At 37.0% G+C, this 12,587-nt stretch carries 7 protein-coding genes and 1 pseudogene; 5 read left to right on the top strand and 3 right to left on the bottom strand.

Annotated features, from left to right (window positions below; all coding sequences use genetic code 11):
* Nucleotides 1–56 precede the first annotated feature (56 nt).
* The 3 genes and pseudogenes from ABX891_RS04230 to ABX891_RS04220 all read right to left on the bottom strand — a co-directional run.
* Nucleotides 57–956 carry a diguanylate cyclase gene (locus tag ABX891_RS04230; protein WP_354628963.1) on the bottom strand — a complete coding sequence of 300 codons (900 nt, stop codon included), beginning with the start codon at nucleotides 954–956 and terminating at the stop codon, nucleotides 57–59.
* A complete protein-coding gene (locus ABX891_RS04225; protein ID WP_354628962.1) occupies nucleotides 940–4,749 on the bottom strand; it encodes a PAS domain-containing hybrid sensor histidine kinase/response regulator in 3,810 nt (1,269 codons plus the stop codon). The genes ABX891_RS04230 and ABX891_RS04225 overlap by 17 nt, the downstream gene beginning before the upstream one ends.
* 51 nt (nucleotides 4,750–4,800) lie before the next feature.
* Nucleotides 4,801–5,058: pseudogene (locus tag ABX891_RS04220) on the bottom strand (PhoH family protein); the annotation flags it as partial.
* An 85-nt stretch (nucleotides 5,059–5,143) separates the two neighbouring features.
* On the opposite strand from ABX891_RS04220, the gene ABX891_RS04215 reads away from it, so the two are divergent.
* The 5 genes from ABX891_RS04215 (at nucleotide 5,144) to ABX891_RS04195 (ending at nucleotide 12,531) form a co-directional block, all read left to right on the top strand.
* Nucleotides 5,144–6,634, top strand: coding sequence for a tyrosine-type recombinase/integrase (locus ABX891_RS04215; RefSeq protein ID WP_008113382.1), 1,491 nt, complete (start codon nucleotides 5,144–5,146; stop codon nucleotides 6,632–6,634).
* Nucleotides 6,618–9,389 (top strand): hypothetical protein, encoded by a 2,772-nt coding sequence (locus ABX891_RS04210; RefSeq protein ID WP_013465872.1) that lies wholly within the window; start codon nucleotides 6,618–6,620, stop codon nucleotides 9,387–9,389. The genes ABX891_RS04215 and ABX891_RS04210 overlap by 17 nt, the downstream gene beginning before the upstream one ends.
* Complete coding sequence (locus ABX891_RS04205) at nucleotides 9,386–11,470, top strand: site-specific integrase (protein ID WP_008113384.1); 2,085 nt, start codon at nucleotides 9,386–9,388, stop codon at nucleotides 11,468–11,470. The genes ABX891_RS04210 and ABX891_RS04205 overlap by 4 nt, the downstream gene beginning before the upstream one ends.
* Nucleotides 11,467–11,931, top strand: a complete 465-nt coding sequence (locus ABX891_RS04200; RefSeq protein WP_008113385.1) for a hypothetical protein — start codon at nucleotides 11,467–11,469, stop codon at nucleotides 11,929–11,931. The genes ABX891_RS04205 and ABX891_RS04200 overlap by 4 nt, the downstream gene beginning before the upstream one ends.
* A gap of 222 nt (nucleotides 11,932–12,153) precedes the next feature.
* Nucleotides 12,154–12,531 carry a MerR family transcriptional regulator gene (locus tag ABX891_RS04195; RefSeq protein WP_008464133.1) on the top strand — a complete coding sequence of 126 codons (378 nt, stop codon included), beginning with the start codon at nucleotides 12,154–12,156 and terminating at the stop codon, nucleotides 12,529–12,531.
* Nucleotides 12,532–12,587 lie beyond the last annotated feature (56 nt).

Genomic DNA, 12,587 nt, shown 5'->3' with positions numbered 1-12,587 from the left:
AGTTCGATACAAAAACGCCAATATATAAATATTGGCGTTTTTTGTATATTAAGTTTTTAGCGTGCGACTATTCTATCTCGCCCTGCATCTTTAGCGGCATATAAGCCTAAATCGGCCTCTTCTAACAATGCTTGCTCAGCATACTCCTTACCACTTTGTGTAGTGGCAATACCTATACTTATAGTGATGTGGTCTGCATTTAATGAAGCTTTATGTTCTATATTCAAAGCATTTACAGCATTGCGTAATTTATTAGCAAACTCCATTGCCTCATGCTTATCAATTCCTGGTAGCACAGCAGCAAATTCTTCTCCGCCATAACGAGCAATAAAGTCACTGCCACGTTCACATTGAGCTGCAAGTGCTTGCGCAACATTCTTTAAACACTCATCGCCAGCACGGTGTCCGTAGCAATCGTTGTAACGTTTAAAGTGGTCTATATCCATAAGTAACACCGATAGCGGTGTTCCACTTCGCTTGCTGCGGCGCCATTCTCGAGATAAGTTTTCATCAAGGTAGCGTCTATTTGGTATTTCAGTTAAGCCATCTATCGAAGCTAGCATTTCTAGCAAATCATTTTTTTGCTTTATGAGGAGTTGGTTGCGCACTCTAACGCGAACAATAGAAGGACTAAATGGCTTGGTTATGTAGTCCATTGCACCGAGCTCTAAGCCCTTTGCTTCATCATCATGGCTACGATTGGCTGATATAAATATAATAGGAATAGACTGAGTTATTGGGTTTTCTTTAAGCTCCACAAGTACTTGATAGCCGTCAATTCCAGGCATAATTACATCAAGGATTATTAAATCAACTTGCGCTGTTTTTACAAAGGTCAGTGCTTTTTCGCCACTTTCAACTAAGAACACGTCATGTTCTGCTTTGAGTGTTTTTTCAAGTACTAATCTATTGATTGGATCATCATCCACAATAAGTACTTTAGCTCTTTTCGACATCCCTAACCCCTAGCCCTTTTATAAAAACAATTACCTGTTCTAGCTGTATGATAAGCTCTTGTAGTGTAATCTCAATAGGCTTATTAGTTGTTTTAAGCGTTCTTTCACACAATAAAGCACAATGTGATAATCGTCTAAAACCTAAATTACCTGCTACACCCTTGATACTATGCACTAAACGTACCAAATCATCCTTATTGGTTGTTTCTTCTAGTTGCGATAACTGGGTTTCACACAAGCTAGCAAACTTATCAATCATTGTATTAAGTAGCTTTTCATCCATACTAAACTGCGTTAAAGCAAATGATTTTTCAAAAAAGCTTGGTTTAACTAAGTTTAAATCAGCAATTGCATCAATAAGTACTTTAGCAACAACCGGTTTAGTTAAATGTTTATTCATGCCGCACTTTAAAGAACGTTCAACATCAGCAGGTTCACAATGAGCCGTTAAAGCAAAAATAGGCAGTTGTTTTGCGTCAAACTGTTGACGAATCAAAGCGGTTGCTTGACAACCATCTATTTTCGGCATTTGCACATCCATCAATATTAAGTCAGGCTTCAAAACTTGCAATAATTCCATACCAATTGATGCGCTTAAAGCCGTAACAACATTTACGTTTGCTTGGCGCAGAACACTGCTAATTATTTCTAAGTTAAGCTGATTATCATCAATGGCTAATACAAGTAGACCCGATATATCAGCTTTACTTTCAGTTGCACTGTGTACTGCGGCACTTGTATTAACTATAGGCTTTTGCTGAGAGTTCAAACTAAATAGCCTTTGCCCTAATGCCGATGCTTTAACGTGATGCGCAGCTAAGTGCTCGCTTGTCGGTAAATTAAGTGTGTGCTGATGATTAATAATAATTACCGATGTTTCTTTAGCTGATAACGAATCATTAATCGCTTCAACATTTAAAAGTGCAGGTAAGTCAGCTGCATCAATTATTATTTTTTGAGTATTAGAGAGCTTAATTGGGTATTTTAGTACCTCATCTAAATTAATATTAGCAAGTTCGTTATATGCATTTGTCACCTGCTTAAGCTCTTTACTTTGATCAGATAAAATAGCCAATGTATTAGTCGGTAACACTGTGTTTTTAGTGGTATCAACTAAAAAGCGAATACTGAAATAAAATTCGCTGCCGTGGCCTTTTTTACTCTTTAAAGCAATCTCCCCACCCATTAACGATACTGCATGTTTAACAATAGCTAAACCTAGCCCAACCCCTTGGTGTATGCGGGTTGAAGATTCATCACCTTGAGTAAAAGCGTCGAATAAGCGACTTTGATCGGCTTCATCTATACCCATGCCAGTATCAATTACTTTAAAGCAAATATGCTGTTGCTCTAGGCTATCGCTTTCAATAAGTTCCATTTTTAAAGTAATGGAACCTGTTTTTGTAAACTTAACGGCATTAGTTAATAAGTTACCTAATATTTGCTGCAAACGTATACTGTCGCATATCAAATCAGGTGCTATTAGCGGGTCAATATCAATAAAAAATTCAATACCTTTTCCTTCGCACAATGGAGCCGTTAAGCTTTCACAAATATCTACCAGCTCAACCATGCTAAAAGATGCTTGTTTTAAATCGGTTTGCGAACCTTCAATACGTGCAAAATCAAGCATTCTATTAAGCATTAATAACAAGCTTTGTGCTGCATGCTTAGCTTGATCCGTTTGTTGTAATTGCTTTTGCGTTAAGCCTTGCTCAATTAACATATCAAGCAACCCTAAAACAGCGTTCAAAGGGGTACGTATTTCATGACTTAAATTGGCTATAAAGCGGCTTTTAGCTAAGGTTGCTCGTTCAGCATCTAGTTTTGATTTAGTTAAGGCACTTACATCCTGAATGTGTATAACATAATAAGCTGGATCGCGGTTTTCATCCCAGACAAGCGATACACTTAGTTGCAACCAGCTTGTTAAACCTCCTTGAGCAAGCGTTAAATGGTATACGCGTTTTTTGTCATCTAGCAATTGCGCTAAAGTGCTTTTTATTTGCTGCCATTGGGAGTCATCAAATAATGCTTTCAACTGCTCCCCAACTAGTACTGGCTGATCAGAAAACTGCTTTCTTGCTGCTTTATTAACTTGTAATATTGTGTGTTCAAGCGAGAGTAAAACCACGCAGTTAGCCGCAAATTCAATTGCACTTCTAAATTTAGATTCAGATGATTTTAAGGCCAATAATGTTTGTTGCTGCTCGGTAATATCGCGGCCAATACCCATGGTTCCTAACAGGTGTTGGTGCTCGTTATAAAAAGGTGCAATAGTAAGTTGATACGATTTTGTATCGGTTTCTATTCGCTGTTCAACACTATTTCTATTTTGTAATACTTGTTTTTCAAGCGCATTTATTTGCTGATCATTGTCACCTAAATCATCTACATATTTACCAACTAATGCAGTTTGATCTTTACCGATATACGCCTCAAATGCTTTATTGCATCCTAAGAATGAACCATCAATACTTTTAAAGTAAATAAGGTCTGGCACACTGTTAAGCATAGTGTTGAGCAAAGCTAAGTGGCGCTCTTTCGCTTCGTAACTGCGGCTTAGTTTTTCTGATTGCAGCTGAACTTGGTCGTCCAGAGCTTTATTTGCACTTTTTAATGAATCAACTAACTGTTTGTTTTTAGTAAATACCCGCTTCACTTTAGAAAACCAAGGTTGCCAGCTCAGTGGTACTTTGTAATTTAGCTGCTCTTGGGGTTGTGTACCGTTACTCTCAAGGTATGACATTAAGTGAGTCATCGGCTTTATAAAAATGCGCTGACTTAACCAAAAAAACACGCCAAACATAATACTTAAAAATAGCGTTAAAAAAGTAAACTCTAGTAATATCTCATACTTAATTGAGCTTATTAATTGGGGTTTGTGCTCGTAAAATGCGGCGTGAATAGGTAACTCATCCATAGGCTGCATAAAATAATTACTATCACTAGTTAATACTGTTTTTTGACTCTGATGATCGGCCAAGTCTGGCCAATAATTTTTTAACGCAGTCGCTTGCTCTATTATCTGTTTAGAGCTGGCGATAATTTGATGCGATTGGTTCATAAAAACGTATTCACCACTGTTCGGTGACACCTTTTTTAACCATCCAGAAATTGCTTGAACATCATAAATTAAAATAATGTACTCGGCTGAGCCTGTGCTTCGTTGTCGACCAATAGCAAAATACGAATTGTCATTCACTTTAACAATAGGACTTGAAGTAAGTTTGTTTTGCGAAAATTTTGGCTTAAATTTTCCATTTAGAATTTCAGTAAGCATTAAACTTTGGCTTTTGTTGTGCCTGCTTACATAAGCAAAACCATTATCATCAACATACGCTACAGCAGATAACGACTGCATCAACGCAAGCGTTGTATTAAACGAAGGCCCTAATGTAATAGCCTGCTGCCACTGCATTAATGCCTTAGCTGATAACGCAAACTCACCTTTACCTACAATTTCCGTACTTTGATCAATAAAATGACGATAATAGTAACCATCATATTGATTTATGCCTTCGAGCAAATCTTGGTTTATTTTGGGATAAGTCGCTTGCTCGTATAAGTTAAACATGGTGGTAAGTAGATTACTCACCGAGTCCATCCCGTGAGTAACCTGTGCTGAAATATTTGTAAAATCAGCTTGGCGTTTTTCAACCGTCCGCTCAAGCTTTATATTATATAAGTGCAAGCACAGTAAAAAAGCGACAATCAATGGCACTAACAGCGCAATAAATAATGAACGATAATAATGCTTCAGAGGTAAAAAAATCAATGTACTGCCTGCCATTTGGCTCGAAAATCAATCGATAGACTATCGAGCCAATTTGTTAAGCGCAAGTTATAAATTTTCTTCTGCAAATGATGCTAAGCGGCTACGTACAACACCGTTGAGATTTATTGTTGCGCTGCCTTCAAAGTTTTTAAAGCGCTCTACTATGTAGGTTAAGCCTGATGTTACTGGCGTTAAATAATTACTATCTATTTGCGCCAAGTTACCTGTACAAATTAATTTAGTACCTTCGCCGCAGCGAGTAATAATCGTTTTAAGTTGAGATGCCGTTAAATTTTGGCTCTCATCTAAAATCACCCCCGAATTGATATAATACTATCATACCCTCAATAAACTTGAACAAAAAAGTTTTTACACACATACTCTAGCTAAGAATCAAAGGTGAACGAAAATGATACTTCGAAATACAACAAAAACTAAAATAATTAAAACATCAGTCAACTTTGGAAAAGGAATGTCTTTTCACCTCGATAAATCAGGGCAACCTATTAAGACTGAAAAAGGCATCAGAACTCACTCATATAGGCACGATAAAATAGAACCTAATTTTCCAGTGCTATATCACCCGACTCGCTTCACCGAATGCCAAGAAATGAACTTATTTTTAATGCACCGCTTTGAAGGTCATTTCAGTCTCAAAAAGAATCAAATAGACAATGAGGCTTTTAGTGACGCTTATCATGCCAGCCAACCGGGAAAGCCATTAGATGTTAAGTCTGTTCGCAGTATAGCTAAGCACTTAAAAGCTTTCTTAGATTGGTTGGATAAAGATGATGCATCCTATTTTGAAGTAATAGCTGCACCACTTTCAAAACAATCTGTAGATGATGATATTTCTAGGTTACCTGTGTGGAGATATCACAAACATTTATGTGAAAGAGTCGAAACCAAAGATAAGTCTAAACGCATAAGCTTTAACAGCGCTCAAGAACGAATTAGAGCTGTTAAAGCATTCTATATATGGAGCCATAAGCGCGGAGCTATAGATAGCCTCCCCTTCTCACTTGAATACAAACAGGTACGTATTAAATCGAAAGCTAAATCAGGTGTCAGTTCGTTGTTTCAATTACCTACCAGCAACAATCGTTCTGGGGGCTTATGGAAATGGGTCAGTAATTTGAGCATTCCAAATACATTGAAACAAAAAGAAGACTCACCAGACAAAGGTCTACAACCATATTCTCCAAAAGAACTTAAACAGTTACTGGAGACGAATACAGCTCAAAAAGAGACTTATAAACTTTATTTGCAGTGTGCCTTGTTAGGTGGACTTCGATCTTTTGAAATTTCGGCCATCGACCAGAAAGACCTCTTTAACCCTGATGAAAAAGAAAACGAGAAACGTATTCCAAAATTGAACATTGTACGAAAAGGACATAAGCCAGTGAGATTAACAATAGCGCGAGTTCTAATGAAGCTTTTGTACAATCACACTTTGACAATTCAAAATATGAAGCGACGTACCAAACATGAGACTAATCATGGTATGGACAATAGCGAACATCCGCTTCCTTTGTTTATGAATAGTTCAGGATCGCGGATAAGCGAAGATACACCGGGGAATACTATTTCCATAGTTAGAAAAGAACAAAGGAAGCAGGGATTAGAAATACTATTACGCACATTCCATGACTTACGCGCTACCTTTGCTACTTATGTCGCTAAATACCTAATTGACAAAGGTGAATCAGAAAGTTCCATCCGACAAACACTAATGACTTTGATGAGTCACGAAAGCTTTAAAACAACCAAACGTTACATCGACTTTGCCAAAAGTGTATCAGTGGATGCATACGGAGCGATGTCAGAGTGGGTAAAAGATATCTACGGTGATGTTAACGAATTGCTTATGCGTGAGGCTGAAGATGCTACAGCAAGTTAAAACGCGGAAGTCCAATCGTATTCCTGCTAGATTTAAACCTCATTCAATTGTTCTAGCCGAACAGTTAGACGTTTTATTTAACAGGGCATATGACAAAGAAAGCAATATTAGCACAGGTGACGACACTGCTATTTCAATGAGTCGCTTGCGGAATGCTTGTGTCAGTTTACAGCACATTCTTCCTCTAGCCCTTAATAAGGTTAGTGCAGATACTGCGACATCAATTCAAACTTCGGGATTAAATGCTCTATCAGACTTTGAAATTTGGCAAGAACTGGAATACTTTTGCATTAATGAAATAAATGATGTCAAGCTACCTAGTTATGCTACTCGTATAGAAGAAGCTTTAGAAAACATAGCTAAGTTTCATTTTTATGATAACGCTATCAACGCTCCTTTTAGGCTAGTAAATGGGGCTACTTCAATCGACATAACTAAATTATTCGAACTTGAATTCCATCAAGTAAAAGAGACTCGTAAATTACTAAAAAAATATCTGGACTATCTCGTCCTTCCAGAATTAAGCCTCAAAGATTCTTCTATTAGAGACAACATCCTCAAAACTGCGACTGCTATTATAAATATTTGTCTACATGATACTTTTAAGAATACTGAACGCGTCAAACTGCCATTATTGGCAACATTAAAGGATAGGGAATTCGTTTCATCATTTATATGCAATCACAACTTCCGTACTTTTTTAAAATTTATACTACCCGATGTGTGGGGTAAAGCTAGAGTCAATCAATTTAAAACTGAAGCCGAAGTGATAGGGTATGCACAAAGCATATCATCCAAATTTGGCAATGAAGTTGATGCTTTTTTGAAAAATCAGATAGCAAGCGCTTCGGAAGCTAATACAACAAGAGTTAGATCCTCAACTTTATCATTTCCAAGGTGGTTGAATAGTGCTGGTAGCGTAGCATCACCAATAATTAAGCTGCTTAGTGAGCGTGGAATTCAAGGGTTTGCAGAAAATGGCCTTCAGGGATTTAAATACCTTTATAAGCATTACCAAGAAGAAACTCAAAATAACCAGCAGTTTTTACTGCTACTAAACGCTGCATTGGACCTTTACCACTTTGTTACGGGTGAAAAAATCGCAAAGGAAAGTTTATTACCCTACTCATTGGGCTATTACCTTAAAGAAAGTGACACTACCGAATGGCAGAAGCATGAGTGGGTATATGACAATGCCTATAAATTTTATCAAAACCTAGTCGAATACCATAAAGTTTTTACAAAGCGAATTGATGGCGAGAGCATAGGCATCGTCACTCTCAAAGGTTACATAGGTAGTATGGCTAGAGCATTGAAAGAAAATGCATCATCATTAACAGATGAACAAATGAAGCTTATTGCCAATCATGGGGTTCATGCTTTTGTTGAAAATAACTGTGAGATACTAAAGGCTATAAGAGAGGCAATTCAACTAAAATCAAAACAAGGCGATTTGTCGGTTTTTGTTGGTAATCAATATCAGAGCGCTATCGACAAATTACTATCGTTTTATGGTCTAGATACTATTAAAAGCTTTCCGGTCAACACCGAATTAACTGCACAACATCAAGAGCAACTCTCTCAGAATCAAGATAAGCTCTACTCATATAGAGAAGTAGTAGAATTAGCATATTACATAGAAAAAGGGCTTTCTGAGACCTTACTCACAATTAAAGACAAAGTTACACTTTATGCAGCAAAAGTCATATTGAAAACTGGTTGGAATTCAACTCCTACGCTAGAGCTTGATACTGACGACTTATTTTTCTTTAACACGCCATTACATTCAAGTAAAACTCCTGCTCTTCGTTTATTTAAACGCCGAGCTAATTATCAAACACAATGGCATAAATTTGAAATTAAAGCCGAAGATCTAGAAAAAGAAGGCGTCTTATACGGCGACGTTGTCGAACCAGTAATATTTGATATTAAGGCTGCGACTAAACTTACGTCTATTTACCGCCCTTCTATTGAGAACCTATCAAAAAGAATTTTTGTTTTTCCCAAAGTAAATAGTATTGGAGAAGTAAAGATTCAATTATTAACAGCATCACGTTTCAAGACCACTATAGATAGGATATTGACTGAGCTTGGGTGTGATATCGTATTTAATTCGCAAAAGATCAGAAAATCAGGGCTTAACTACATTTACCGAAAAGTTGCCAAAGAATTTAAGTGGTATCAAAAAGCTGGCAAGCACTCTTATGAAACGTTCTTGCGTCATTATTTAATGCAAGATAACAAAGATGTTGCAATGACAATCAACAGAGCGACAAAAACAATGGCAGACTATTTTGTTCGCGATGTTACCGACAAAGTAATCATTTTGCAGACTCCACCAGAAGACGGTAAAAAAGTCCCGAATGGCACATGCATTAACTCAAAAGATAAATCCGCAGTAGTGGCATTCGAATCACAAAACAGGAAATTATTAGACCAGCGAGATACAAACGAGCATGCATGTGCCGACTTTAACGCATGCTTGTGGTGTCCGTTCTATCGCTGTGTTGCTGACGCATTGCATGTTTGGAAACTTTTGTCATACCGGGATTTTGTTGTTGCTGATATGGAAAACTCAGCCGCAACATTTGACTCTATAACAGAGCAACTGGAAAACATAGAGCAGTTGAAAAATAGGGTTAACGAAATATTAGCTGATATTGCCAAGCTTAATGCTCAAGCTGTGACTGATGGAAAAGAACTATTGAGAACAGAGGGTATTCATCCTCATTGGAAAAACACAGGTTTGCTATGACCAAAGAGATAACTAAAACAAAACTACTTGATATCGCTGTTGTAAAAACACATACAGGTCAAATCACTATAAAACCTTTGGTTCAGGTGTTAGAAGATTTTAAAGTTGATGATACTAGCGCTTTTAATTCGATTGCTTTGTGGGAAAACAGAGCATTGAATATTGCTAAACATGGCACTATTCACTTTGGCGATGACACTTGGATAAGCTATGAAGAAACGCAAAGAAATGTGAATTTTAAAGGTGTTGATGAATTAGCATATCAAATTCGAATTTATTCACTAATTAAACTCACACATGGTGATGTTGTAGGCGGTAAACCTCTAAAAATCTCTACACTTCAAAATGATGTAACGTATCTAAATTTATTTGCAGCCTTCTTAAGACAAAGAGGTTATCACTCATTTCATGAGTTGGAGTTCAAATCTGACTTAGTTATTAGGAATCTCATAAAAGACTATTTATATGAAGTCAGGAAAATAGCTATTTACAGACAATCACACTCATTTACTAAACTATTTGACGTGCAGCGCAGCTTTCGTCTTTTTGGCCCTAAGGTGTGTAGTGTTTTTATTGATGTACTTAACCAACTAAACGAGTTACACCATCCGAGACCAGTCACTTATTCGCACCCTGTCATTCCTACTAAAGTAATGAAAAAAATTCTGAAGTTTGCAGAAAAAATAGTTGAAAACTCTAAGGATAAGATAGAACGATGGCTAGAATTAAATGCACGCTTAATAGATAGTTTAAATGAAGGCTCCGTTGAACCACCGCCCAAAATTAGTACAGGTGAGCTAATAGCAAAACATGTAAGAAACTTACCCGATGAAGTGGAATTCATTCAATTATCCGAAGAATTAGAAGATTTAAAATTAGCCACATACATTAATATCTTGGCCTATACAGGCATGAGATATAACGAAGTACTTACATGCAAGGTTGGCTGTGCCAATTACAAAGATGATATTTATTACATTACGGCAATCATGACCAAAACCGACAACAGTAAGGTTGAGATGGAATGGTTTTCAAACGCTGAAGTACATGAGTGTGTTGGTATTTACGAAAAATATGTGTTCGGTATGCAAGAAAGGGCAAAAGCTGTACTTTCTTCATGCAGAGCCAATATAACAAGTAGTCAAGCACACAACTTGAAAGAAGGGTTAGAAAGAAACCGTCTTTTCGGGGTTTCACATAGTAGCTGTAGTGTTAGTTTTAGCGATGCTGGGCGATTCACAAAATTTGAGGTTAAAAACAGTGAAAACATTGAGCTTTTTGACTTAACTCTAGACGATGATGATATAGCAGAGCTTGAACGCCTTGAATCTAACTACAAAGAAGTTAGAGGAGAGAATAGAGGTGTCCCATACGAAGAAGGCGATACGTTTAGATTAACCGCTCACATGTTTCGACATACGTTGGCCTACTTTGTCATTGCCAATAAATTAGGTGAGCTTGATGATATTAGATATCAATTTAAACATTTAACCAGCCTAATGACGTTTGTTTATACTCGAAGAGCATTTTTGGCCTCAACAACTTTAATTAAAACTACTGAAGAGTTTAATGAGATTTTAATTGACCGTGTTGCAGAAGAGTTAATAGATGAAGCCGAGTCACAATCACTTAAAGGTGGTGCTGGTGAGCAAATTAATAAAACATCTAAAGATCTGATAATAGGTATTACTGATAGTCAAAGTAAAGATTCGACTGTGATTAAGCAGATCCATTTCAGTTCAATTGAAGAACTGAAAAAATTTCTCGTCAAAAATATTAAAAACATACGTGGCTTGCCTACGGGGTACTGCACTGCGGGAGAAGCTTGCAAGATAAAAGGAGCAGGAATCCCTAGTGGCTGTGTGTATTGTGGTAGTAAAATCATTACCAAACGCCACAAGGTCAATTGGCAAGTGATAAAAAAAGATGCGACCCAGAAACTAGAGGCATATGCAGCATCAACCACAGAAGAGCAAGAAGATTACGAGCTATTTGCTATTCACTGGAAAAATAATATAGCAGCAGCTGACTATGTATTAGATGAAGGCAAAGCGCATACAAACCAAGGAGAACAAGCATGAGTAGCGCATATGATGATATAAAACGTGCTTTTGAAGAGATGAAATCTGATGGCAGCAAGATAACCAAAAATGCAGTAGCAACGAGAGCTAAAAGAAATATTGCGAATCTATCTAAAGAAGAAGAAAAATGGGTAAAGTTACGAGAAAGTATTGAAAAAGCTCAATTAACTTGGGAAGAAAAAAATAAAGATAATTTAATAAAACAACTCAGAACAAAGGTAGCCGAACTAAAAAGCAAGCTTGCTAAAGAAAAGCAAAAAAATAATATCGGCACTAAGGAAATCGATAATAAAGATACAAAGTTATTAGTGTTGTTGAGTGAAATGTACGCAGAAATAGATAAGCTCAAACTGATTAATGCCGATTTACAAAATCAACTTCAGCATTCAGGGCAACATACAGAAATAAGAGTGGATACGTCTACTGGTGAAATTATTGAATTAGTTTCAACGAAACAATAGATTAGATGTAGTAGCTCATATCTCAACTTACAGTTTTGTTGATTAGGCTTAGACTTCACCTGACAGGCAGCAAGAGCGAACAAGAGACGGTCAGAGTGATCTGGATATGTGAACTTAATTCTACAAAGAGGACGCTTAGCGACCCCGTTCATGCAATAAAATTGAGTTTAGGCAATCCGCATTAATTGTATAATGATATTTCTGCTTCTAAAGAGTATGTTTATGAGAACCATTGGAAAACTGGCAAAAGATTTAGATATCAATGTTGAAACAATCCGTTTCTATGAGCGCCAAGGTCTGATAGAGCAACCTTTAAAACCAGAGTCTGGTTACAGAATGTATGGCGATGCCCTTACCAGTCAACTCAAATTTATTCTGAAAGCTAAAGCATTAGGGTTTACGCTGAAAGAAATTGAATCGCTTATGTCACTAAGTGACAGTTGCGCTGATATTGAGTCGATGGGGTTGCAAAAACTTAATCTCATTCGTAATAAAATTGCTGATTTACAGCGATTAGAGAAAGTAATTCAAGATATGACAGATTCTTGCAAGGCCAATCAAGACCCTCAATCCTGCCCGGTAATAAATTCACTTAAATAGCTATTGACCCCGTACTTATGTACGGAGTTTATACTACCTTAAAAATTGAGGTAGAT

This window comes from Pseudoalteromonas sp. NCIMB 1079 (assembly GCF_040567695.1).
Taxonomy (GTDB): Bacteria; Pseudomonadota; Gammaproteobacteria; order Enterobacterales; family Alteromonadaceae; genus Pseudoalteromonas; species Pseudoalteromonas distincta.
This window is presented reverse-complemented; position numbering and strand designations above follow the sequence as displayed.

What these genes read in the sequence shown, in the direction of transcription:
- ABX891_RS04225 (WP_354628962.1), bottom strand. Translation starts at nt 4,749, where the DNA reads ATGGCAGGCAGTACATTGATTTTTTTACCTCTGAAGCATTATTATCGT.
- ABX891_RS04215 (WP_008113382.1), top strand. Translation starts at nt 5,144, where the DNA reads ATGATACTTCGAAATACAACAAAAACTAAAATAATTAAAACATCAGTC.
- ABX891_RS04205 (WP_008113384.1), top strand. Translation starts at nt 9,386, where the DNA reads ATGACCAAAGAGATAACTAAAACAAAACTACTTGATATCGCTGTTGTA.
- ABX891_RS04200 (WP_008113385.1), top strand. Translation starts at nt 11,467, where the DNA reads ATGAGTAGCGCATATGATGATATAAAACGTGCTTTTGAAGAGATGAAA.
- ABX891_RS04195 (WP_008464133.1), top strand. Translation starts at nt 12,154, where the DNA reads ATGAGAACCATTGGAAAACTGGCAAAAGATTTAGATATCAATGTTGAA.
- ABX891_RS04210 (WP_013465872.1), top strand. Translation starts at nt 6,618, where the DNA reads ATGCTACAGCAAGTTAAAACGCGGAAGTCCAATCGTATTCCTGCTAGA.
- ABX891_RS04230 (WP_354628963.1), bottom strand. Translation starts at nt 956, where the DNA reads ATGTCGAAAAGAGCTAAAGTACTTATTGTGGATGATGATCCAATCAAT.